Source organism: Aquabacterium sp. (assembly GCF_021768455.1).
Lineage (GTDB): Bacteria > Pseudomonadota > Gammaproteobacteria > Burkholderiales > Burkholderiaceae_C > Aquabacterium.
The window spans coordinates 1-22,202 of sequence record NZ_JAIZVX010000065.1 but is presented as its reverse complement, the minus strand read 5'-3'; the positions used below and the strand labels follow the sequence as shown (position 1 = coordinate 22,202).

18 protein-coding genes are annotated in these 22,202 nt (G+C 67.4%); 8 read left to right on the top strand and 10 right to left on the bottom strand.

Features of this window, described 5'->3' with window-relative positions; translation table 11 throughout:
• Together QZ994_RS10335 and QZ994_RS10330 are read right to left on the bottom strand one after the other, a co-directional pair.
• On the bottom strand, window positions 1-1,442 hold a 1,442-nt coding region (locus QZ994_RS10335), incomplete at its 3' end, for a mannose-1-phosphate guanylyltransferase/mannose-6-phosphate isomerase (RefSeq protein ID WP_290871347.1).
• A gap of 37 nt (window positions 1,443-1,479) precedes the next feature.
• Window positions 1,480-2,670: a nucleotide sugar dehydrogenase gene (locus QZ994_RS10330; protein ID WP_290871346.1), complete on the bottom strand. Its 1,191-nt coding sequence runs from the start codon at window positions 2,668-2,670 to the stop codon at window positions 1,480-1,482.
• 187 nt (window positions 2,671-2,857) lie between these two features.
• Between QZ994_RS10330 and dapF the strand changes: the two genes are divergently transcribed.
• The 5 genes from dapF to QZ994_RS10305 all read left to right on the top strand — a co-directional run bounded on the left by dapF (window position 2,858) and on the right by QZ994_RS10305 (window position 7,399).
• Window positions 2,858-3,721 carry a diaminopimelate epimerase gene (dapF, locus tag QZ994_RS10325; RefSeq protein ID WP_290871345.1) on the top strand — a complete coding sequence of 288 codons (864 nt, stop codon included), beginning with the start codon at window positions 2,858-2,860 and terminating at the stop codon, window positions 3,719-3,721.
• An 11-nt stretch (window positions 3,722-3,732) separates the two neighbouring features.
• Window positions 3,733-4,413, top strand: a complete 681-nt coding sequence (locus QZ994_RS10320; RefSeq protein ID WP_290871348.1) for a DUF484 family protein — start codon at window positions 3,733-3,735, stop codon at window positions 4,411-4,413.
• Between the two features lie 118 nt (window positions 4,414-4,531).
• Window positions 4,532-5,212: a sugar transferase gene (locus QZ994_RS10315; protein ID WP_290871344.1), complete on the top strand. Its 681-nt coding sequence runs from the start codon at window positions 4,532-4,534 to the stop codon at window positions 5,210-5,212.
• A gap of 4 nt (window positions 5,213-5,216) precedes the next feature.
• Entirely contained in the window at window positions 5,217-6,368 is a 1,152-nt protein-coding gene (locus QZ994_RS10310) for a glycosyltransferase family 4 protein (protein WP_290871343.1), read from the top strand.
• A gap of 32 nt (window positions 6,369-6,400) precedes the next feature.
• Window positions 6,401-7,399 carry a tyrosine recombinase XerC gene (locus QZ994_RS10305; protein WP_290871342.1) on the top strand — a complete coding sequence of 333 codons (999 nt, stop codon included), beginning with the start codon at window positions 6,401-6,403 and terminating at the stop codon, window positions 7,397-7,399.
• Window positions 7,400-7,424: 25 nt separating this feature from the next.
• Here the strand turns inward: QZ994_RS10305 and QZ994_RS10300 are convergent, their stop codons facing one another.
• Window positions 7,425-11,294: a CheR family methyltransferase gene (locus QZ994_RS10300; protein WP_290871341.1), complete on the bottom strand. Its 3,870-nt coding sequence runs from the start codon at window positions 11,292-11,294 to the stop codon at window positions 7,425-7,427.
• Window positions 11,295-11,489: 195 nt separating this feature from the next.
• Here QZ994_RS10300 and QZ994_RS10295 point away from each other — a divergent pair, with 195 nt between their 5' ends.
• The 3 genes from QZ994_RS10295 (at window position 11,490) to QZ994_RS10285 (ending at window position 14,849) form a co-directional block, all read left to right on the top strand.
• Window positions 11,490-12,695, top strand: coding sequence for a class I SAM-dependent methyltransferase (locus tag QZ994_RS10295; RefSeq protein ID WP_290871340.1), 1,206 nt, complete (start codon window positions 11,490-11,492; stop codon window positions 12,693-12,695).
• A 107-nt stretch (window positions 12,696-12,802) separates the two neighbouring features.
• Window positions 12,803-13,894: an AraC family transcriptional regulator gene (locus tag QZ994_RS10290; protein ID WP_290871339.1), complete on the top strand. Its 1,092-nt coding sequence runs from the start codon at window positions 12,803-12,805 to the stop codon at window positions 13,892-13,894.
• A gap of 133 nt (window positions 13,895-14,027) precedes the next feature.
• Window positions 14,028-14,849, top strand: coding sequence for an HDOD domain-containing protein (locus QZ994_RS10285; RefSeq protein WP_290871338.1), 822 nt, complete (start codon window positions 14,028-14,030; stop codon window positions 14,847-14,849).
• Here the strand turns inward: QZ994_RS10285 and QZ994_RS10280 are convergent.
• The 7 genes from QZ994_RS10280 to QZ994_RS10250 form a co-directional block, all read right to left on the bottom strand.
• Window positions 14,833-15,525, bottom strand: coding sequence for an aspartate/glutamate racemase family protein (locus tag QZ994_RS10280; protein ID WP_290871337.1), 693 nt, complete (start codon window positions 15,523-15,525; stop codon window positions 14,833-14,835). The two genes, QZ994_RS10285 and QZ994_RS10280, sit on opposite strands and share 17 nt — an antisense overlap.
• A 20-nt stretch (window positions 15,526-15,545) precedes the next feature.
• Window positions 15,546-16,400, bottom strand: a complete 855-nt coding sequence (locus QZ994_RS10275) for a GntR family transcriptional regulator (RefSeq protein WP_290871336.1) — start codon at window positions 16,398-16,400, stop codon at window positions 15,546-15,548.
• An 11-nt stretch (window positions 16,401-16,411) separates the two neighbouring features.
• Window positions 16,412-17,281: an ABC transporter permease gene (locus QZ994_RS10270; RefSeq protein WP_290871335.1), complete on the bottom strand. Its 870-nt coding sequence runs from the start codon at window positions 17,279-17,281 to the stop codon at window positions 16,412-16,414.
• Complete coding sequence (locus tag QZ994_RS10265; RefSeq protein ID WP_290871334.1) at window positions 17,278-18,153, bottom strand: ABC transporter permease; 876 nt, start codon at window positions 18,151-18,153, stop codon at window positions 17,278-17,280. Before QZ994_RS10265 ends, QZ994_RS10270 begins: the two co-directional genes overlap by 4 nt.
• Before the next feature lie 98 nt (window positions 18,154-18,251).
• Window positions 18,252-19,340 carry a porin gene (locus QZ994_RS10260; protein WP_290871333.1) on the bottom strand — a complete coding sequence of 363 codons (1,089 nt, stop codon included), beginning with the start codon at window positions 19,338-19,340 and terminating at the stop codon, window positions 18,252-18,254.
• 40 nt (window positions 19,341-19,380) lie between these two features.
• Entirely contained in the window at window positions 19,381-20,712 is a 1,332-nt protein-coding gene (locus tag QZ994_RS10255) for a PotD/PotF family extracellular solute-binding protein (protein ID WP_290871332.1), read from the bottom strand.
• Window positions 20,713-20,752: 40 nt separating this feature from the next.
• Window positions 20,753-21,808: an ABC transporter ATP-binding protein gene (locus QZ994_RS10250; protein WP_290871331.1), complete on the bottom strand. Its 1,056-nt coding sequence runs from the start codon at window positions 21,806-21,808 to the stop codon at window positions 20,753-20,755.
• Window positions 21,809-22,202: the final 394 nt, after the last annotated feature.

The following is a 22,202-nucleotide window of genomic DNA, read 5'->3' as shown; positions in this document are numbered from 1 at the left end:
CCGTAGTTGTCCTGGAAGCGCACGATGTCGTCCTCACCCAGGTAGCTGCCCGATTGCACCTCGATGATTTCCAGCGGGATCGCGCCCGGGTTCACCAGGCGGTGCACCGTGCCCAGCGGGATGTAGGTCGACTGGTTCTCAGACAGCAGCAGCACCTGGTCGCCATTGGTGACCTCGGCCGTGCCGCTCACCACGATCCAGTGCTCTGCGCGGTGGTGGTGCATCTGCAGGCTCAGAGAGGCCTTGGGCTTGACCATGATGCGCTTGACCTGGAAGCGCGGCCCCATGTCGATGGAGTCGTACCAGCCCCAGGGGCGGTGCACGCGGCGGTGCAGCGTGCCTTCGCTGCGAGACTGCTTCTCCAGCGTGGCCACGATCTTCTTGACGTCCTGGCTGCTGCCGCGGTCGGCCACCAGCACGGCATCGGGCGTCTCGACCACCACGATGTTGTCCACGCCCACCGCTGCCACCAGGCGGCTGGTGGCATGCACCAGGGTGTTGCGGCTGTTCTGGAAGAGCGCGTCACCCTGGGCGGCATTGCCCTGGGCATCGTGTTCGCTGACCTGCCAGACGGCATCCCAGGCGCCCAGGTCGGACCAGCCGGCGTCCAGCGGAACCATGCGCAGCGTGAAGGCCGAACCGCCCTTGGCGGGGATCTGCTCCATCACGGCGTAGTCGACCGACTCGGACGGCACAGCCGAGAACTCGGCCTTGCCCGGACGCACGAACTGCTCGTCCTTGGCGCGCACGGCAAACGAGGCCTGGGTCGCGGCCAGGATGTCCGGGCGGAAGTGGCCCAGGGCGGCCAGCCAGCGCGAGGCCTTCATGACGAACATGCCGCTGTTCCAGAAGTAGCCGCCGTCGGCCACGTAGGCCTTGGCGGTGTCCAGATCCGGCTTTTCCACAAAGGCGGCCACGGCGCGCAGGCCTGCGGCATCGGCCGCCGCGGTGCGGATGTAGCCAAAGCCGGTTTCAGGGCCGGTGGGCGTCACGCCCAGGATGACGATGTCGCCCTCGGCGGCGGCGCGCACGGCCTGCTGCACGGCGGTGGTGTAGGCCTCGGGATGGGTGACGGTCTGGTCGGCCGGCGTGACCACCAGGATGGGGTCTTCGCCTTCGGCCGTGGCCTGCAGAGCGGCCAGGGTCACGGCCGGAGCGGTGTTGCGGCCGGCGGGCTCCAGCAGCAACGAAGAGGGCGAACCCTTGAGCTCGCGCAGCTGGTCGAGCACCAGGAAGCGGTGTTCTTCGTTGCCGACCACGCAGGGCGCGGCCACGGCGATGTCATCGGTCGCCAGGGCCTGCAGGCGAAGGTGAGCCATCTGGAAGAGACTCTGCTCACCTTGCAGCACGAGGAACTGCTTGGGGTACAGGGCGCGCGACAGGGGCCACAGGCGGGTGCCGGAACCACCGGCCATGATGACGGGAAGCAATTGAATAGACATGAAACCAAATTCCCTGAAAGCTTTCATTTTTCAATGATCAGTCGTTACCAAACAGGTCTCTGCTGTAAACCTTGTCCAGCACATCGTTCAAATCGGCCACCTTGCGGTTCGCCACGATCACGTCGGCCTGCTGTTTGAATGCCGCCAAGTCTCGCACCACGCGCGAACCAAAGAACTGGTCTTCTTCCAGCACGGGCTCATACAGAATCACTTCCACGCCCTTGGCCTTGATGCGTTTCATCACGCCCTGAATCGAGCTGGCTCGGAAGTTGTCGCTGCCCGCCTTCATGATCAGGCGGTAAATGCCCACCACCTTGGGTTTGCGCGCCAGAATGCTGTCGGCCACAAAGTCTTTGCGGGTGGTGTTCGATGAAACAATCGCCTCAATCAGGTTCTGTGGCACCTGGTTGTAGTTGGCCAGCAGCTGTTTGGTGTCTTTCGGCAGGCAGTAGCCGCCATAACCAAAGCTGGGGTTGTTGTAGTGAGCGCCCACGCGCGGGTCCAGGCACACGCCGTCAATGATCTGGCGGGTGTTCAGGCCATGGGTCTGGGCATAGGTGTCCAGCTCGTTGAAGTAGGCCACGCGCATCGCCAGGTAGGTGTTGGCAAACAGCTTGATGGCTTCGGCCTCGGCCGAATCGGTCAGCAGCACTTGCACATCAGGCTTCAGCGCGGCTTCTTGCAACAGGCTGGCAAAGCGCTGGGCGCGCTCTGAGCGCTCGCCCACCACAATGCGGCTGGGGTGCAGGTTGTCGTAGAGGGCGCGGCCTTCGCGCAAAAACTCGGGCGAGAAGATGAGGTTGCTGGTGCCCAGGCGCTCGCTGGCGTCCTTTGTGAAGCCCACGGGCACGGTCGATTTCACCACCATCACGGCCTGGGGGTTCACGGCCATCACGTCTTTGATCACGGCTTCCACGCTCTTGGTGTTGAAGCGGTTGGTGGCGGGGTCGTAATCGGTGGGGGTGGCAATGACCACGAATTCGGCATCGGCGTAGGCCTCGGCGCCATTCGTGGTGGCACGCAGGTTCAGCGTTTCGGTTTGCAGGTGCTGGGTGATTTCGGCGTCTTCAATGGGCGAAACCTTGTTGTTGACCTGGGCCACACGCTCGGGCACCAGGTCAACGGCCACCACCTGGTGGCGCTTGGCCAGCAACACGGCCATCGACATGCCCACGTAACCCAGGCCGGCAACGGCTACCTTGCATTGCGAAATCTTTGAATCTGACATGGCTTTGATTGGTAAAAGAAGGGGTGCAGGGCACCCATGTAGATGCTTACCCTAGGTTCCGACTCTAAAGCAGGGTGCGTGCCGCAGCGTGAAAGCCGCGTCACAAATGCGGCCGCTCACTCAGGGGGAGTCACCACAATGGGTTGACCACGGGCGTGCGCTCTGGCAAGGGCGGATAATCCACCCCATGAAGCTGCGTTTCACCAAGATGCATGGCGCGGGCAACGATTTCGTCGTGCTCGATGCCACCCAGGCGCCCCTCACCCTGAGCGAGGCCCAGTACCGTTTCCTGGCCGACCGGCGCTTTGGCATCGGGGCCGACCAGATCCTGATCGTCGAGCCCGGCAACGCCGCCGCGGGCACCGATTTCACCTACCGGATCATGAACGCCGATGGCGGCGAGGTGGAGCAGTGCGGCAATGGCGCGCGCTGCTTTGCCCGTTTCGTGCACGACACGGGCCTCACGGCGAAAGACACCATCCGGGTGCAGACCATGAAGGCCATCATCGAGCCCCGGCTGCAGGCCGATGGCCGCGTGACGGTGAACATGGGCGCGCCCTTTTTGGTGCCGGCCGAGGTGCCGTTTGACACCACCGGCCTCACGCCCCGGCTGGTGAACGGCTGCGAGCTGTGGCCGGTGCAGCTGGCCAACCACCCGGTGGAGCTGGCCGTGGTCTCGATGGGCAACCCGCACGCGGTGATGCGCGTGGATTCAGCCGCCAACGCCCCGGTGGAACAGCTGGGCCCGCAGATCGAGGCGCACGTGCGCTTCCCGCGCAAGGTGAACGCCGGCTTCCTGGAAGTGGTGAGCCGCAGCCATGTGCGCCTGCGCGTGTACGAGCGCGGCTCGGGCGAGACGCTGGCCTGCGGTTCGGGCGCCTGCGCCGCCGTGGTGGCGGGCATCCGCCTGGGTTGGCTGGACGAGACCGTCGACGTCGACACCCGTGGTGGCCGCCTCACCATCAGCTGGGCTGGCCCCGGCACCCCCGTGATGATGACCGGCCCCGCCGTGAAAGTGTTTGACGGCGAGATCGAGGTCCCTGAACTGTGAGCACACCTGACATGACCCTGCAAGGCATCACCGAAGACGACATCGCCAACTACCTGGTGCACACACCGGCGTTTTTTGAGCGCAACGCGCAACTGCTCTCCAGCATCCAACTGACCAGCCCGCATGGGCAGCGCGCCGTGTCGCTGCAAGAGCGGCAGATGGAGATGATGCGCGACAAGGTGCGCGGCCTCGAGCGCAAGATCATGGAAATGATCCGCCACGGGCAGGACAACGAGGCCATTGCCAACCAGCTGCACCGCTGGGTGTGCACCGTGATGGCCACGCACGACGACACGGCCCTGCCGGACGTGATCTTGAATGGCCTGAAAGACGGCTTTTTGATCCCGCAGGCGGCGGTGCGCGTGTGGGGCAGCGCGGCCCGGCCGCTGCGCGACGGCCTGGGTGAACTCACCGCCCTGCTGCCCGTGAGCGACGACGCCCGCAGCTTTGCCGGCAGCCTGAGCGTGCCGTATTGCGGCGTGAACGCCGGCTTCGAGGCCGCCCGCTGGCTGGACGACGGCCAACCCGTGGCCTCGCTGGCCCTGATCCCGCTGAAGGCCGATGGCGCCTGCTTTGGCCTGTTGGTACTGGGTTCGCCCGACGCCACGCGCTACACGGCCGACATGGGCGTGGAGTTTTTGCAGCAGGTGGGCGATGTGGCCAGCGCCGCGCTGGCGCGCCTGTTGGGCTGAATGGACGAACCCCCCAACCGGGTGTAGACCTTGGATTACCCTCGTTTACACTAAGTTGCATGGCATGAGCAATGCTTCACGAAAAAGCACGGCCAGCCATCAAAACAAGGGGAATTTCATGGGACCAAGCTCTACCTCCTACGTTGTGACCGGCTTGAGTGTGAAGCAGCGGCTGGACGAAAAAAACCGTTTTGACGCCTTCATCACCCTGCTGAACCAGTTGGGTGCATTGGTTTTGCTGACGATGCTGGCACCCGTGATGGCCGTGGTGGCATGGCTGATCTGGCGCAAGGACGGCAACCCCATCCTGTTTGGCCATTACCGCGTGGGGCGCAACGGCCATCTGTTCAAGTGCTGGAAATTCCGCAGCATGGCGGTGAACGCCGCTGAAATGCTGGCAGAACTGCTGAAAACCGACCCGGCCGCCAAGGCCGAGTGGGACCGTGACCAGAAGCTGACCAACGACCCGCGCGTGACGCCCATTGGCGCCTTCCTGCGCAAGACCAGCCTCGACGAACTGCCGCAGCTTTTCAATGTGCTGAAGGGTGAGATGCGTCTGGTCGGCCCCCGGCCCATCACCCTGGCCGAACTCGACAAATACGGCGAAACCCGCTGGCACTACCTGAACGCCATGCCCGGCATGACCGGCTTGTGGCAGGTGAGTGGCCGCAGCGACACCACCTATGAAGAGCGCGTGGAACTCGACAAGACCTACATCGAGAAGCGCAGCCTGTGGAACGATGCCGTCATCCTGGTGAAGACCGTGGCCGTGGTGCTGGGCAAGGGTGGAGCCCGCTGACGCGATGACCAGTTCCCTCCCTTCTAATGGCTCGGGCGAGCACGTGCTGCACATCGTGGGGCACGTGACGGAAGCCGTTTTCAGCTTCATGGGCCCGACCACCGACGCCTTGGCCCGATCGGGTTTCAAGCAGACCGTGGTGATGCTGGACCACCCACGCCACAGCCACCTGCGCGCCAAGTTCCACGAATCGATCCGCATCGAGCCGATTCAGCCGGGTGGCCGGGATTTGCGCCACTGGTTCCAGATGGCCAAGGTGATCCGTGTGCTGGTGTCTCAACGGCAGTACGCGGCGGTGCACCTGCACGGCTTCCTGCCCTGGGCCCTGGGCACGCGCCTGGGGCGCCTGCTCCCCAGGCAGGTGCCGGTGTATTACTCGCCACACGGTTCGCGCACGCTGACCTTGCTCAAGCCGGTGCAGGCCACGCTGAGCTCGCTGATGGCTCTGACGGGTTCTGGCAAGCCGCAGGTGATTGCCAGCACGGCGCTGGACGCGCAACGCGTGGCTGGACTGGGTTCCGCCCGGGTGAAGACGGTGGAAGCGGCGGTCGATGACGACTTCTTCCACGTGGAGCGCCACGAAGCGCGTCGGCCCCTGGTCGTTTCTGGTGACCCGGACGACAACCACCGCTCGGTTGAGCTGTTTTGCCGCCAGGCCGTTCAGCTGAGCGCCGCAGAACTGGGCCTGAGCTTCAACTGGATCGGGCACATCGACCCCCTCGTGGCCGCACGACTGAAGGCCGCCAATGTGGGCAGCTTCCCGCTGGCCGACCGCAAGGAGATGACCTCGCGCCTGGCTGCAGGCTGGGTGTTCCTGGCTGCGGGCTCGGCCGACGAATTCCCGGTGATGCTGAGTTGGGCCATGGCCCTGGGCATGCCCTGCCTGGCCGCCGACACCCCGCACCACCGCGACCTCATCCAGGACGGCGTGACGGGCTTGTTGTACAAGTCGGAAGAAGACGCGCTGGTCAAGATCAGCCAACTGATCGACAACAAGGCCCTGCGAGACCGCCTGGGCGCCGCCGCCAAGCAGCAGGCCTTGGAACGCCACAGCAAAGCCACGCTGTATCAAGGCATCCTGGGGGCGTATGCGAGGGGCCAATTGCCTCGGCAGGCCACACTGCACACCGACGAGGCCGAAGGCCGCGCGGCCTGAGTCACGGCCAGGAGGGTGTAGGCTGGGAAGCCATGCCCCTGTCTGCTCCTGAACGGGCCGAACCAGCCCCGCTGGTCGAGGCCCACCTCCTCTACCTGCGCACCCAGCGTCGCCTGGCCGAGCGCACCCTGGCCATGTATGGCGAGGCCTTTGCGCGCCTGGCCACGCTGATGGCGAAAGAGCCCGCGCTGACGCTGGCAGGCATCAAGCCGCACCACGTGCGGGGCTGGGTGGCGCGGCTGCATGGGCAGGGCCTGGGGCCGCGCAGCATCGCGATCACGCTGGCGGCCTGGCGCGGCCTGTTCAAGTGGATGGGCCGCGAGGGCCTGATGCCGCTGAACCCGGCCGATGGCATCAAGCCGCCCCGGGCGCCCAAGCCTTTGCCCAAGGCGCTTTCGGTGGACCACGCGGTGGCCCTGGCCGAGCAGGCGCCACGCGGCACGCCCGCCCCCGCGGCCTCGGTGGCCGCCGCCACGCGGCAGGAGCGCGAAGCGCCCTGGCTGGCCGCACGCGACCACGCCATGGTGGAGCTGATGTACAGCAGTGGCCTGCGCAGCGCCGAGTTGCTGGGGCTGGACGTGGCCGCGGGCCGCCCCGATGCCGGCTGGGTGGACCTGCAGGCCGGTGAGGCCCATGTGCTGGGCAAGGGCAGCAAGTGGCGCATCGTGCCGGTGGGCACAGCGGCCTTGCGGGCCTTGCGCGCCTGGCTGGACGTGCGCGCCAGCCTGAGCGCGCCGCAGGATGCGTCCCTGTTCATCGGGCGAACGGGTTCGCCCCTCACGGCCATGCAGTGGCGCAACCGCCTGAAGCAGCTGGCGCAGGACGCCGGCCTGCCCACGCACGTGCACCCGCACATGCTGCGGCACAGCTTTGCGAGCCACCTGCTGCAGTCCAGCGGCGATTTGCGGGCGGTGCAGGAGCTGCTGGGCCATGCCCACATCAGCACCACGCAGGTCTACACCAAGCTCGATTTCCAGCACCTGGCCAAGGCCTACGACGCCGCCCACCCGCGGGCGAAGCGCAAGACCTGAAGGGCCATGGCGGGCCGTGGCTGGCTCAGGCGGGCTGGGCGGTGGTCGGGTCGGGATGGGGCTCTGCCTGCAGCGCCAGGCCGAGCTGGGCCAGGGCGCCATTCAGTTCGCTGACCAGGGCCGCCGCGGCATCCAGATCGAGTTCGGCCACGTGTTCCAGGCGGTGGGCCAGGGCGCGCAGCTCGGGCAGCAGGAGGTTGGCGGCCATGCCGGCCACGCCATGGGCCAGCTGGCGCAGGCGGGCGCCCTGCCCTTGCTGGAGGGCCTCGGTCAGCAGGGCGGGCTGTTCGGCACAGGTTTGGCGCACCACCTGCAGCAGGCGGGGCACGAAGTCGGGCACGGTGCGGTAGTGGTGGGCCAGGGCGGCACGGTTCAGCAGGTGTGGCAGCGCCGTGGGCTCGGGCTGGCGCGTGGCCAGCGGGCTGGGTGCGGCTTGGGTGCGGGCGTGGCGGCGAATCTCCTGCACCAGGGCGTCGATCATGTAGGGCTTGCTGACGTAGCCGACCATGCCGGCGTCTTCGCCGCGCCGGCGGGCGTCTTCAAAGGCGTGGGCGGTGAGGCCGACCACGGGCAGCAGGGGCACCAGGGCGCGGATCTGACGGGTGGCCTCGTAGCCGTCCATCACGGGCATTTCGATGTCGCAGAGCACGAGGTCGAAGTGATCGTGGGCGTGGGCGTGGGCGCGCACGGCCTCGACCGCCAGGGCCCCGTTGGCCACGAGCGTCATCTCGGCGCCCTCGACGGCCAGCAGCTGTTCCAGCACCATCTGGTTGACGGGGTGGTCTTCGGCCACCAGCACGCGCAGGCCTTGCAGGCGTCCCGTGCCCGGCTCACCCTCGGGCATGGCCTCGCGGTGGTCGAGCGTGCGGCTGACCAGGGCGCGCAGCGGCAGCCAGACCTCGAAGCGCGAGCCCTGGCCCACGGCGCTGTGCACCTGGATGCGGCCCTTCATGAGCTCGACCAGGCGCTTGCAGATGGACAGGCCCAGGCCCGTGCCGCCCACGCGGCGGGTGCTGCTGGCGTCGCCCTGCTCGAAGGGACGGAAGAGGCGCTCCAGCATGTCCTCGCTCATGCCCTGCCCGGTGTCGCTGACCGTGATGGCCAGGCCCGCTTCGTGGGCGCTCAGGGTCAGCTCGACCCGGCCCGCATCGGTGAACTTGACGGCGTTGGTCAGCAGGTTGATGAGCAGCTGGGCCAGGCGGGTGGGATCGCCCGAATAGGCCTCGGCCAGGGCCGGATCCCGCGAGACGCGCAGCAACAGGCCCTTGCTGCGGGCCGCCTCGCTGACGATGCCCAGGGCCTTGTCGAGCAGCTCGGTCACGTCGACACGGCCGATGTGCAGTTCGAGCTTGCCGGCTTCGATCTTGGAGAAATCGAGCACGTCGTTGATGACGCCCAGCAGGTGCTGGCCGGCCTCGACGATGTGGGCAAAGGTGTCGGCCACGGGCGCGTTGGCATGCTGGCGCTGGGCCAGCTGGGCCAGACCCAGCACGGCGTTGAGCGGCGTGCGGATCTCGTGGCTCATGTTGGCCAGGAACTCGCTCTTGGCGCGGCTGGCCGCGGCGGCCACGGCTTCGGCCTGGCGGGCCTGTTCGATGGCCTGGCGCTCGCTGATGTCGCGCGCGATCTTGGAGATGCCGACGATGTGGCCGTCCCCATCGCGGATGGGCGACAGCGCCACCGACACGGCCAGGCGGCGGCCGTCCTTGTGCAGGCGAACGGTGTCGAAGGCGGCCACGGTTTCACCCCGGGCGATGGCCGAGAGCAGCATGGCCTCTTCGGCCTGGGCCTCGGGCGGGAAGACCATCAGCATGGGCTGGCCGATGGCCTCGGCCGCGGTGTAGCCATACAGGCGCTCGGCCGCCGGGTTCCAGCTGGTGATGATGCCGGAGAGGGTCTTGCCGATGATGGCGTCTTCCGAGGAGGTGACGATGGCGGCCAGGCGCGAGCGCTCGGCCTCGGCTGCGCGCAGTTCGGCCACGTCGGTGAAGCTGAGGATGACGCCGGTGAGGTGGGCGCGTGCGTCGCGCAGGGGTGCGATCTGCATCACGTAGTGGCGATCACCCTGGTCGACCCGGCTGACCAGGGTTTCGCCGCGCTCGATGACCTGGGCGATCTGCTCGGGCAGCTTCTCGAGCGGCAGGCTGCAGGGCACCGAGAGCAGCGGGCGGCCCACATCGTTGCCCAGCAGGCCGAAGATGCGCACGGCCAGGGGATTGAAGCGCTGCACGCGCAGTTGCGGGTCGAGCACGACCATCGCCATCTGCATGGAGCGCTCGATGTTGAGCAGCACCTCGTTGAGGGTGGAGAGCTCTTCCGACTTGGCGTGCAGCTGCTCGTTGAGGGTGGTGAGTTCTTCGTTGGAGGCCTGCAGCTCTTCGTTGGACGACTGCAGTTCTTCCGACGAGGCCTGCAGCGCTTCGTGGAGGGACTGGCGCTCGTCTCGGGCCTGTTCCAGCTGCTGCACCATGGCGTGCAGGCGCTCGCGGGCCATGGCGAGTTCTTCGCGCAGGGCGCTGTGGTCGGCGGCCTGCGCTGAAGCAGGCTCAGGGGCCGTTGCAGGGGCCGGCCCTGGCTGCTCGTCAAAGCCCACGATCACGCCCTGCACTTCGCCCAGTTCGCCGCGCACGGGCTGGGCGCTGAGCACCACGGTGTGGCGCTGCTGTTCGCGCAGGAGTTCGACGCGCTCGCTCAGGGTCTCGCCCGCGGGTGCGCTGGCGGCCAGGTGCACCAGGGTCTTGACCTCGTGGCGCAGGGCCGGCAGGCACAGGCCGGTGAGGCTGAAATCGGCGCTGCCGCCCTCGAGGCGGAGGTAGCGGTCGACATCGCCCCAGAGGTGGAGCACGCGGCCGGACGGGTCGACCAGTACGCTGGGCGGTGCGTGGCGCTTGAGCAGCTGCTGGTGGAAGCGCAGCTCGGTGGCCGAGGGGCTGGCGACCTGGGTGGCCGCCGCCGGCGGGTAGAGCGAGACCCGGCCCTGGCTGACCAGGTCGTGCAGGCGAGGCGAAGGCACGGCGCGGCGGCGAAACAGCTTGTGCTGCTTTTCCTGGGCCTCGTAGAGCCCGTCCTGCCCGCCCACCGATTCCGACTGGCCCAGCAGCAGCCAGGCCAGGGGGCGCAGCGCGTGGTGGAACTTGGCCAGGATCTCGGCCTGGATGTCGCCCTGGAAATAGATCATCACGTTGCGGCAACTGATGAGGTCCAGGTGGACGAAAGGCGGCTGGCTGAGCAGGTCGTGCTGGGCGAAGACGCAGAGGTCGCGGATGAACTTGGCCGGGCGCACACCGTTCTCGTCGGGCACGAAGTAGCGCTGGGCGAGCTCGGGCGGCAGGGCCTCGAGCACCGCGGGCGGGTAGAGGCCGGCGCGGGCGTGGGCGATGGCGTTCTGGTCGATGTCGGTGGCAAACAGGCGCACGGGCACGCTGGCCAGGCGCTCGCCCAGGGCCTCGGCCACCAGGATGGCGATGGTGTAGGCCTCTTCGCCGGTGGCGCAGCCAGGCACCCAGATGCGCAGGGCCTCGCCCTCGGGCTTGGACGCGGCGATGTCGACCAGCAGCTCGCGCAGGCGGGCGAAGACCTCGGGATCGCGGAAGAAACGGGTGACGGAAATCAGCAGGCTCTGCTGCAGGCGCTGGAGTTCGGCCGGATCGCGCTCCAGCCATTCGACGTAGTCGCTCAGGGTGGCGATGCCCAGCTCTTTCAGGCGGCGGTCGAGTTGGCGGCGGAAGGTGCTGTCCTTGTAGTGGGAGACATCGATCTGCGTGGCCTGCTGCACCAGCTGCACGATCACACCGAGCAGGCGCGCTTCGTCCATCTGGGCCTGGGTGGCATCCAGCGCGGAGGGCTTCGACAGATCTTCGACAAGCGAATGCGGAACCAGACGGGGGCTGCTCATGAAAAACCGGACTCCAGGGGACAGGGGTCGCGTGCCGAGCCGAAGGACCGCCTGCACGCTGGGTGGCCTGAGCGCATTCTTGACGCAAGTTTGACCAGGCGCCACCTTAACCTAATCAAGTGACTCAGCGCATGTGGTCGCTCCCCCACGGTGAGGGTGTCGGACAATGCGGGCTCCCGCATCGTCAAAAAAACCATGAAAACCATCACCCTGCGCGAAGGCAAAGAACGCTCCCTGCTCAAACGGCACCCCTGGGTGTTCCAGGGCAGCATCGCCAAGGGCGGTGGCGACGTGGGGGAAACCGTGCGCGTGCAGGCCGCCGACGGGCGCTTCCTCGCCTGGGGCGCGTTCAGCCCCGCCTCTCAGATCCGGGTGCGCGCCTGGAGCTTTGACGAGGCCGAGCGCATCGACGCGGCATTCTTTCAGCGCAAGATACAGCAGGCCGTGGCCTTCCGCCAGCGTCTGGCGCTTGACACCACCGGCATCAGGCTCATCCACGGCGAGGCCGATGGCCTGCCGGGCCTGATCGTGGACCAGTATGGCGAGCTGCTCAGCGCCCAGTTCCTGAGCGCCGGCATCGAGCGCTGGAAGGACGTGATCGCCGACGCCCTGCTGGCGGCCACGGGCGGACAGTACCTCTACGAGCGCTCGGACACCAACGCCCGCCAGCTCGAGGGCCTGCCCATGGTGACCGGCTGGCTGCGCCACCCGCCCGTGCCCGAGGACGGCAGCCACCGCGCCACCGAGGTCACCATCCACGAAAACGGCTGGCAGCTCACGCTGGACGTGGCCGAGGGCCACAAGACGGGCTATTACCTCGACCAGCGCGACAACCGCGGCCACTTTGCCCGCCTGGTGCGCCGCTTGGGCTGCCAGACGGTGCTGAACTGCTACAGCTACACCGGCGGCTTCAGCGTGGCGGCCCTGGCTGGCGGTGCGCGCGAGGTGACCAGCGTCGATTCCTCCGGCCCCTCGCTGGCCCGCGCCAGCGCCCACGTGGCGCTCAATGGCTTCGACCCGGCGGCCCACACCGCCCTGGACGCCGACGTGAACGGCAGCCTGCGCCGCTTCCTGGAAGAAGGCCGGCGTTTCGATGCGATCGTGCTGGACCCGCCCAAGTTCGCGCCCACCGCGGCCCATGCCGAGCGCGCCGCCCGCGCCTACAAGGACATCAACCGCCTGGCCCTGAAGCTGCTCAACCCCGGCGGCCTGCTGCTGACGTTTTCCTGCTCGGGCGGGGTCAGCGCCGACCTCTTCCACAAGATCGTGGCCGGGGCCGGCATCGACGCCGGGGTCGATGGCTACCTGCTGCAGCGCCTGGAGGCCACGGCCGATCACCCCACTAGCATCTATTTCCCGGAAGGGGAATACCTCAAAGGGTTGAGCATCGTCCGGAAGTGACAGGGTAAGACCAGATTTGTTATGGGTGTTTACGAATATCGGCGTGACGGAATTGACGCCGAACGCCATAATCAAATGACCAAGTTGCGCCCACCGTTTCCGCATCCATGAGCCTGCAGGCCTCCTCCAAAAACAAAATCTGGGATACACCCCGCTCTGTGGCCACGGCCCGGGTCCTCACCCAACTGGGGTTCGACCACGGGGTCAGCGTCGACGCCATGTTGCGCCACACGGGCATCACCCGCGACCTGCTCGACGACCCGCAAGGCGAGATCGACGCGCAGCAGGAAGTGCAGCTGATCCGCAACCTGATCCAGGAACTGCCCCACCTGCCCACCCTGGGCCTGACGGCCGGCACGCGTTACCACGTGACCACCTACGGGCTGTGGGGCTTTGCCGTGATGAGCAGCCCCAACCTGGGCGCGGCCGTGAGCATGGGCTCGCGCATGCTGAACATGACCTTTGCGCTGATGGCGCACGAGGTCGAGCAGGTGGGTGAACTCGCCCGCATCAGCTTCCATGCCGACCACCTGCCGCCGGATGTGCGCCAGTTCGTGATCGACCGCGACCGCGCCGCCGCCGTGACGCTGCAGCGCGAGGTCCTGGGCCGCCCCCTGCCCTACCGCGCCATCCACATGCGCCGCCCCGAGCCCGCGCCCGATGTGGTGGCCGCCTACACCGACCTCTTCGGCGTGCGCCCCCTGTTCGGCCAGCCGCAGGAGCTGAGCCTGTTCGAGGCCAGCGTGCTGCAGCAGCCCCTGCCCGAGGCCAACTCGCACACCGCGCAGCTGTGCGAACAGATGTGCCGCAAGCTGGTCGAGGCCCGGTACGCCCGCACCGGGGTGGCCGCCGCCGTGCGCGATCGCCTGCTGCGCACCCCCGGCCACATCCCCGACATGGAGCAGATTGCCGGCGAGATGCGCGTGACCTCGCGCACCCTGCGCCGCCACCTCACGGCCGAAGGCACCACCTTCCGCACCCTGCTGGAAGAGGTGCGCTCGACCCTGGCCGAAGAACTGATGGCCCGCGCCGCCCTCACCCACGGCGAGATTGCCGAGCGCCTGGGTTACGCCGACGTGACCACCTTCATCGAGGCCTTCCGCCGCTGGAAGGGCGTGCCGCCCAGCACCTTCCGCCGCAACCAGGGCCTGCCCGGCGCCGGCGCCCGCCTGACGCGCCGCCGCTTCCTGCCGCGCTGAAGACCCGGCCCGCCCGGGAAAGCGGGCATCCGTCACGCTAGCGCGGCAGGATTGCACGCGCTTCCCGGGCTTCATCCCCTGTTAGGGCGGCGGCCAAATGCCTAGACTGGACTCACCCACCTGTGAGCCCACCATGAGCATCGCCCCCCAACTGCGCAACCTGAACATCGACCTGCCCGCCTGCCCGAACACGCTGGTGAAGCTGTCTTTGCTGATGGCCGACGAGGACAGCTCGACCGAGCAGCTGGCCAATGTGATCGAGACGGACATGGCCCTGGCCTCGGCCGTGGTGCGCACGGTGAACTCGGCCCTGTTCGGCCTGCTCAAGCGGGTCGAGACGGTACACGAGGGCATCCGCTACCTGGGCATGGCGCAGGTGGCCGGCCTGACCTACGAAATCGGCCTGCGCGGCGCCTTCCCGCCCAGCCCCATCCTGCAGGACATCTGGGACAAGGCCGGTGTGCGGGGCCTGGCCATGAGCCGCATCGCCCGCCAGCTCGACGTCGACCCCTGGCTGGCCCAGACCACGGGCCTGTTTGCCGAAGCCGGCCGCGCCGTGCTGTTTGCCTACGACCGCCAGCGCTACACCACCCTGGACGCCGAGCCCCACGACGAGGCCCTGCTGTGTGCCGCCGAGATCGAGGCCTTTGGCGTGAGCCACTCGGCCCTGGGCGCGGCCATGGTGCAGTCCTGGGGCCTGTCGCGCGAGGTGGCCGACGCCGTGCGCGCCCGGCCCAATGCGCCCGCACAGTGGACGCAGGAGCGCGCCCCGGTGCAACAGCTGCTGACCATTGGCGCCGCGGTCGACGCCCTGCTGCTCAACCCCCTGCGCAAGGCCGACCCGGCCTCGGTGTGGACCGAGCTGGAGCCGGTGGCCAGCCAGGTGGGCCTGCACTTCCAGGCCTTTCAGCTGGCGACCATGCGGGTGTGTGAACGGCTCAACCTGCAGGGCTGAGCCGAGCCACCTGCTGACACAGCCAGCGTTCGCCGGCCTCGACGCTGTCGACCATGGGCAAACCGGGCATGGGTTGCAGGCGCGGCACCCAGCCTGCGAGGGCGGCACCGCCCAGGATCAAGGCGCCCAGCGCCACCGCGTCGGCATCGGATGCCGCCAGCACACGCTCACAGGCCTGCCCCAAGGCCTGGGCACCCGCGTCGGGCGCAGCGGCGAGTTCGCCCCCTGTGGCCTCGACGGTTTCGACCCGCTGCAGGCCACCCGGCCCGGCCAGCTGAAGGCAGCGCGCCAGGCGCATCAGCATCGGCCCCCAGGCCTGCCCCCCCGTGACGATGCCAAAGGGCCCGATGGCCTGGGCCTCGCGCATGGCGGCCTCGGCCAGGCCCATCACGGGCAGGCCGCTCACCTCCCGCAGGGCCCACACGCCCGGATCCCCGAAACAGGCCACCAGCACCGCCACCGGCCGGCCGTGCGCAAGCACATGGGCCTGCCAGGCATCGACCACGGCGTGAGCGGCCAGCACGTAGCTGCGCTCGCTGGCGATGTAGTCGTCGCCAAAGGGGGCGGTCGCGCCGATGACGCGCACGCCGGTGTCGGCCAGGGCCTGCTGGGCGCGCGCGGTGAGCTCGGCCGTGAGGTCGGCGCGGGTGTTGGGGTTGATCAGCAGCACATGCATGGCGGGCTCCAGGGGCATCGTCAACCGGGTTTGGGGGTGCGCGGCGCCCTGCCCCGGCCCGCGCGCGCCGGTGCGGCACCCAGGCTGGCAAAGACGTCGTCCTGCGCGGGCGCGGGCTGGTTGAAACACAGGCTGGCCTCGATGTGGCCCAGGTGGGCCGTCATGAGGGCCACGGCCTGGTCGACGCTGGGCTGGCCCGGCCTGGCCGCGCGCAGGGCGGTGAGCAGGCCTCGGTGCTCGTCGCAACGGCAGGCCTGCACCCAGCGAACCGGCGGCTGCTGGCCCATGGTGAGGCGGGCGCGCTCCACCGGCGCATAGCTCATGAGGATGAGGCTGGTGCGCGAAACCAGCTTGTGCAGGAAGCGGGCGAAGGTGTCGTGCCCGGCGGCCTCGGCCAGCAGCAGGTGGAAGGCGCCCGAGTGGCGCAGGGCCATGGCCTGGTCCCCCGCCTGGCGGGCGGCCTCTTCGGCCTCGATGCAATCGGCCAGGGCCTTGAGCGCGCGCTTGCGTTCGGCGGCGCTGGCGCGCTCGATGAAGCGGCGCACCAGCACGGCCTCGACCACGCCGCGGGCCTCGAAGACCTCGCGCGCCTGCTCGACCGTGGGCTCGGCCACGCTGGCGCCCTTGTTGGGCAGGATGGTGACGACCTGCTCCTGTGCCAGGCGGATCAGCACCTGGCGGATGCGCGTGCGCGAGACGCCGAAGGCCTGGCCCAGCTTGTCTTCCACCAGCTTGGTGCCGGGCAGCAGGCGCTGGTCGACGATGGCCTCGATCAGGCGCTCGTGGATGTCGTCGTCGGACAGGGTCTCGTCAGGCGCGGTGGTGGCTTCGGGTGGCTCACCGGATGAGCCGGACTTGCGTCGGGTGGCGTTCATGGGATGCGGGATCAGGCGCGGCCACCGGCCCGGCTGCGCATCAGGGCCACGCCGCCCAGGGCCGCAAAGATCACGAGCAGCGAGATGACGGTGGTGGCCGTGCCCAGGGCGTAGATGGCGGGGGTGGTGACGGTGGTGGTCAGGCCTTGCAACTCCAGCGGCAGGGTGTTGACGTCGCCAATGGCCTGCGAAGAGCGGGCGATTTCGTCCCAGCTGAGGGTGAAGCCGAACATGCCCACGCCGACCAGCGAAGGCCCGATCAGGGGCAGCACCACGTGGCGCAGGGTCTGCCAGGGGGTGGCACCGAGGTCGCGGGCGGCTTCTTCGTACGCGGGGTTGAAGCGGTTGAACACGGCGAACATGATCAGCATGCCGAAGGGCAGCGTCCAGGTCAGGTGGGCGCCCAGGCCCGAGGTGTAGAGGCCCATGAGCGTGGTGTAGGACTCGAGGGTGTCGGTCCAGCCCCATGATTCGAGCAGGCCCTTGATGAGCGTGTCGAACAGGCGGAACTGCAGGCCGATGCCCAGGGAGATGATGATGCTGGGCATGATCAGGCTGGCGACCGAGCTGTAGAACAGCACGCCCGAGCCCTTGAAGCCCTTGCGGAAGGCCAGCCCCGCCAGCAGCGAAAACAGCACCGTGAGCAGCATGACCACCACGCCCAGGCCCAGGGAACGGCGCACGGCGGCGGCCACGTCGATCACGCCCAGGCCCTTCCAGAGTTCACCGTACCAGTGCCAGGAGGCGCCGCGCATGGGGAAGGTGAGGCCGCCTTCGGGGCCCTGGAAGCTGAGCACGAAGATGGTGATGACGGGCCCGTACAGGAAGAGGATGTAGAGGGCGCAGACCAGGGCCAGAGGCCAGAAGCTTCGGTGTTTCACAGTTCTTTCCTCAGGTCGACAAGGCGGTTGAGCGCCACGATGATCAGCAGCACCACGCCCAGCAGCACCACCGCGTTGGCGGCGGCCAGGGGGAACTGCAGGTAGCTGGTCTGCACCTGGATGGTCTTGCCGACCGAGGCGATCTGCTGGCCACCCATGACGCCCACGGTGACGAAGTCGCCCATGACCAGGGTGATGACGAAGATGGAGCCGATCAGGATGCCGGTGCGGCACAGGGGCACGATGACGTTCCACAGCGTCTGCCAGCCCGAGGCGCCGCAGTCGTTGGCGGCCTCCAGCAGGGAGCGGTCGATCTTCATCATCGAGTTGAAGATGGGCACCATCATGAAGGTGGTGTTGAGGTGCACAAAGGCCAGCACCACCGAGAAATCGGAATACAGCAGCCACTCGATGGGCTGCCTGATCAGGCCCAGGTCCATCAGGGTGGTGTTGACCCAGCCGTTGCGGCCCAGCAGCGGGATCCACGAGATCATGCGGATGACGTTGGAGGTCCAGAAGGGGATGGTCATGACGGTGAAGAGCACCGTCTGCGCGCCCACGCTGGGGACGTGAAAGGCCACGAAATAGGCCAGGGTGAAGCCCAGCACCAGGGTGATGGCCCAGACCAGGAAGCAGAACTTCAGGGTCGAGAGGTAGGTCTTGGCCGTGGTGCACAGCTCACCGGCCTCGCCACCGCTGAAGCAGCCATCGAACAGCATGGTGTAGTTCGACAGCGTGAAGCCGGGCTCGAGCGTGTACTCGTTTTGCGGCCAGAAGCTGACCGCCCCCACCAGCAGCAGCGGCATCAGGAAGAAAACGAGGAAGACCAGCCCCATGGGGGTGGCCTGCAACCAGGCGGGAAAGGCTTTCATGGCGGGCCTCGGGTTCAATGCCGTGCGGTGGGGCCGGCCCACGCCCTGCCATGTCGCAGGACGTGAGCCGGAGCTCAGGTTTCAAAAAGGAGCGTGGCTCAGAAGCTGTGCGTGATGCCTGCGGTCAGGATGGTTTGCGACTGGCCCGCTTCGCCAGCAAAGCCCGACTGCCCGCTGACGAAGGCAAAGTTGGCGTTGCCCTTGTTCTTCAGGTAGATCAGGTTGGCGTTGAGGCTGGTGCGCTTGGACAGGGCGTAGCTCGCGCGGGCGCGGACGAAGTAGGTGTCGTCAGGGCTGTCTGACTTGTCGTTGAGCACGTAGTCGAGGCTGGCGGTGTACTGGGGCGTGATGGGCACGTCCACACCCAGGTCGATCACGCGGCCTTTGAAGGCGGCATCGGTCGAGGTGAGCTTGGTGGTGCCGTTGTAGCTGTACTTCACGTCGGCCAGGGCCAAGCCCAGGCGCGCCTTGGCCACGCCAGCATCGTACGAAGCGCCACCGGCATACAGGGTGTTGGTAGCCACGCCGTTGGGGTCCTTCTCGGAGAAGGCGGTGAGGCCCACGCTGAAGGGGCCAACGGCGTAGGTGCCGGCCGCCTGGAACTTCTGGCCGGCGGCGCTCTTGCCCGCCACCTCGCCAGCCGAGTAGAGCACGGCGCCCTCGAACCCGCCGAGGCGAGGCAGGGTGTACTTGATGGCGTTGTCGTAGTAATCGCTCAGGGCGTAGAAGCCCGTCATCAGGAAGGGCGAGTAGTAGCCGAAGACGAAGTAGTTGCCCATGTAGTCATCGGCCACGTTCCACTGGTGACCCAGTTTGACCGAGCCGAAATCGCCCGCCAGCCCCACGTAGGCGCCACGGTTCCAGAAGGTGCTGTTGGCCTTGCCGGTGTCTGGGCTGACGCTGGATTCCAGGTTGAAGATCGCCTTGAGGCCCTGGCCCAGGTCCTCGCTGGCTTTCAAGCCGATGCGGGAGTTGACGATGGCGTTGTCGTCGATCTTGGTGACGGTGCCGGAGGTGGTGCCGTTGTAGACGTGGGTGGCGCTCAGCAGGTCCAGGCCAATGGCGCCATAAAGTGTGACGTTGGTCTGGGCCATGGCGCCCGTGGACAGGCAGGCGGCCGCAGCGCAGGCAGACAGCGAAGCCAGAGTGGAGGAACGAAAAGAAGAAGGAAGGGAAGAGGCGTTCATGGTTGGATGCTCCAGTGAATCCAGTGAAGTCAGGGGTGAATCAGGCTGCGACGAACTCGTTCCATTTCTGGACCATGTAGGTGTTCTCGTCCATGATCGCGTTCCAGCAGGCGATGCCGCCCATGCGGGCCTCGTAGCTGCCGCCGTCGCGCACTTCGCCCTTCTTGGCCAGCACCTGGCCGGTGGGCGACTTGATGTCCTGTGCCGCGGGCTTGCCTTCCATCCAGTAGGCCCATTCGTAGGCTTCCATCTTGGCCTTGGCGGTGTCGAGCACGGCGCTGTAGTAGCCCTGGCGGTTCAGGTAGGCACCGGCCCAGCCATCAAGGAACCAGTTGATGAACTCGTAGGCCGCGTCCAGCTTCTTGCCGCTCAGCGTGGCCGGGATGCCGAAGCCGGCCGCCCAGGCGCGATACCCTTCCTTCAGAGGCTGGAAGGTGCAGGAGATGCCCTTGGTGCGCACGGCCGTGACGGCGGGCGACCACATCGACTGGATCACCACCTCGCCCGATGCCATCAGGTTGACCGACTCGTTGAAGTCCTTCCACAGGCTGCGGAACTGGCCGGCCTTCTTGGCTTCGATCAGGGTCTTGATCGTGAGATCAATCTCCTTCTTGGTCATGTTGCCCTTGTCGGGGTACTTGTAGAGGCCCATGGCCTCGACCACCATGGCGGCGTCCATGATCCCGATGGAGGGGATGTTGAGGATGGCGGCCTTGCCCTTGAACTCGGGGTTGAGCAACTCGGCCCAGCTGCTGATGGGGCGCTTGATCAGGTCCGGGCGGATGCCCAGGGTGTCGGCGTTGTAGACCGTGGGGATCAGGCTCATGAACTGCGTGGGCGCCTTCGAGAAGACCTTGCTCCTTTCGCCCTCGAGGTACATCACCTTCTTGGGCGCGGTGCCCTGGTCGCCCACCTTCTTGCCGGCGACCTCGCCCTTGGTGAACAGGGAGGTGATCTTGTCGGCGTGCTTGATGCGCTTGGCGTCGATGCCCTTGAGGTTGCCCGTGGGCACGATCTTCTTGAGCGAGAAGTACTCGGTGTCGATCAGGTCGAAGCTGTTGGGCGCGGTGACGGCGCGCTTGGTCACGTCGTCGGTGGTGACGGGGATGTACTGGACCTTGATGCCGGTGTCGGCGGTGAACTTGTCGCCAATGGCCTTGTCCTGGTTCACGGCGGTGCCCAGGTAGCGCAGCACGATGGGATCGGCGGCGTGGATGGCCGGGCCGTAGCCGGCCGCGAGGATGCCCGTGGCGCCCAGCAGGCCGCCCTTGAGCACGGTGCGGCGCGACAGGCCGCTGGTGAGGGAGTCGGCGACGGGGGCCGATGCCGAGCCGGCATCGTTCAACTTGGCATCTTCAGGACGTGAGGACATGGGACGCTCCGTTTCAGGGGTGGATCAGGGGTTGGAAAAATCAGGCGGCCAGGGCGTGCAGGTCGGCATCGGCCCAGTGGACCTGGGCGGCTTCGCCTTCCTGCCAGGGGGTGGCGGCGAACTCGGCCTCGCCCAGCACCACGTTGAGCTCGCCCTCGCCCGGCAGTGCGGTGCTGGCCAGGGTGACGAGCACGTAGGTGCCCTGGTACTCGACGTTGGTGACCGTGGCCCCCAGGGCGCTGCCGGGCACGGGTTGGCCGGCCTTGGCCAGGCGGGTCTTGTCGGTGCGCACGGCCACCTTGGCGGCGCTCAGCGGGATCACGTTGTGGCCACCGATGAAGCGGGCCACGAACTCGGTGCGCGGCGCATTGAAGATGGCCCGCGGCGGGCCTTCCTGCTCGATGCGGCCGGCGTTCATCACCACGATCTGGTCGGCCAGGGCCATGGCCTCTTCCTGCGAGTGGGTGACGTGGATGAAGGTCATGCCCAGGCTCTTCTGCCAGGCCTTGAGCTCGGCGCGCATCTTGATGCGCAGGAAGGGGTCGAGGGCAGAGAGGGGTTCGTCGAGCAGCAGCACGCGGGGCTCGGTGATCAGCGCCCGGGCCAGGGCCACGCGCTGCTGCTGGCCGCCCGACATCTCGGTGGGCTTGCGCGCCGCCAGGTGGCCCAGCGAGACGCGCTGCAGCAGGTCTTGCGCCTTGGCGTGGCGCGCGGCCTTGTCCATGCCGCGCATCTTCAGGCTGAAGGCGACGTTGTCGAGCGCGCTCAGGTGGGGGAAGAGCGCATAGCTCTGGAACATCATCGAGGTGCCACGCGCCGAGGCCGGCAAGTGGGTGATGTTGCGACCACCCAGGACGATGTCGCCTTCGCTGGCCTCTTCGTGGCCCGCGATCATGCGCAGGGTCGAGGTCTTGCCGCAGCCCGAGGGGCCCAGCAGGCAGCAGTAATGGCCGGCGGCGATGCGCAGGTCGATGCCATCGACCGCCACCGGGGCAGCGGGGCCTTCGCCATAGCGCTTGACCAGCTTGTGCAGTTCGAGATCGGCCTGGCTGGCCATGGTGGCCAGTCGCTGGTCGTGCAGGGAAGGTGAAGACATCGGCGCCCCCGGGAGAGAGAGTTCATCGGATCGGTGTCACCTAGCGCAATCGGCGTGCCAGGGCGTGAAACGGTTTTTTGCGCACCGATCAGGGTGAAAAGCGGTGCGTCAGACCGATTTCGCGCCGAAGCGGGGCACGGCCGGCATGCCCATGCACCAGATTGCATACAAAAATGCACATGGATTGCATACAAAAATGCACCGACATGGCGTATCGGGCCCGACACAAAGCAAGACACACTTGCGGACAAATGGGCGAGCGATCAGCCGACACCACGGCTTGACGCACCAGCCGGGCTCTCCAGAATCAAAAGCCTTACAACATGATCAGGAGAGCCCCATGCGCCACCTTGCGCCTTCACCACGCCACACCCTGCGCGCCCTGGCCTGCTGC

Bases quoted from the DNA above. Each gene is read 5' to 3' on its own strand.
- QZ994_RS10330 (WP_290871346.1), bottom strand. From the start codon at position 2,670: ATGTCAGATTCAAAGATTTCGCAATGCAAGGTAGCCGTTGCCGGCCTG.
- dapF (WP_290871345.1), top strand. From the start codon at position 2,858: ATGAAGCTGCGTTTCACCAAGATGCATGGCGCGGGCAACGATTTCGTC.
- QZ994_RS10320 (WP_290871348.1), top strand. From the start codon at position 3,733: ATGACCCTGCAAGGCATCACCGAAGACGACATCGCCAACTACCTGGTG.
- QZ994_RS10315 (WP_290871344.1), top strand. From the start codon at position 4,532: ATGGGACCAAGCTCTACCTCCTACGTTGTGACCGGCTTGAGTGTGAAG.
- QZ994_RS10310 (WP_290871343.1), top strand. From the start codon at position 5,217: ATGACCAGTTCCCTCCCTTCTAATGGCTCGGGCGAGCACGTGCTGCAC.
- QZ994_RS10305 (WP_290871342.1), top strand. From the start codon at position 6,401: ATGCCCCTGTCTGCTCCTGAACGGGCCGAACCAGCCCCGCTGGTCGAG.
- QZ994_RS10300 (WP_290871341.1), bottom strand. From the start codon at position 11,294: ATGAGCAGCCCCCGTCTGGTTCCGCATTCGCTTGTCGAAGATCTGTCG.
- QZ994_RS10295 (WP_290871340.1), top strand. From the start codon at position 11,490: ATGAAAACCATCACCCTGCGCGAAGGCAAAGAACGCTCCCTGCTCAAA.
- QZ994_RS10290 (WP_290871339.1), top strand. From the start codon at position 12,803: ATGAGCCTGCAGGCCTCCTCCAAAAACAAAATCTGGGATACACCCCGC.
- QZ994_RS10285 (WP_290871338.1), top strand. From the start codon at position 14,028: ATGAGCATCGCCCCCCAACTGCGCAACCTGAACATCGACCTGCCCGCC.
- QZ994_RS10280 (WP_290871337.1), bottom strand. From the start codon at position 15,525: ATGCATGTGCTGCTGATCAACCCCAACACCCGCGCCGACCTCACGGCC.
- QZ994_RS10275 (WP_290871336.1), bottom strand. From the start codon at position 16,400: ATGAACGCCACCCGACGCAAGTCCGGCTCATCCGGTGAGCCACCCGAA.
- QZ994_RS10265 (WP_290871334.1), bottom strand. From the start codon at position 18,153: ATGAAAGCCTTTCCCGCCTGGTTGCAGGCCACCCCCATGGGGCTGGTC.
- QZ994_RS10260 (WP_290871333.1), bottom strand. From the start codon at position 19,340: ATGAACGCCTCTTCCCTTCCTTCTTCTTTTCGTTCCTCCACTCTGGCT.
- QZ994_RS10255 (WP_290871332.1), bottom strand. From the start codon at position 20,712: ATGTCCTCACGTCCTGAAGATGCCAAGTTGAACGATGCCGGCTCGGCA.
- QZ994_RS10250 (WP_290871331.1), bottom strand. From the start codon at position 21,808: ATGTCTTCACCTTCCCTGCACGACCAGCGACTGGCCACCATGGCCAGC.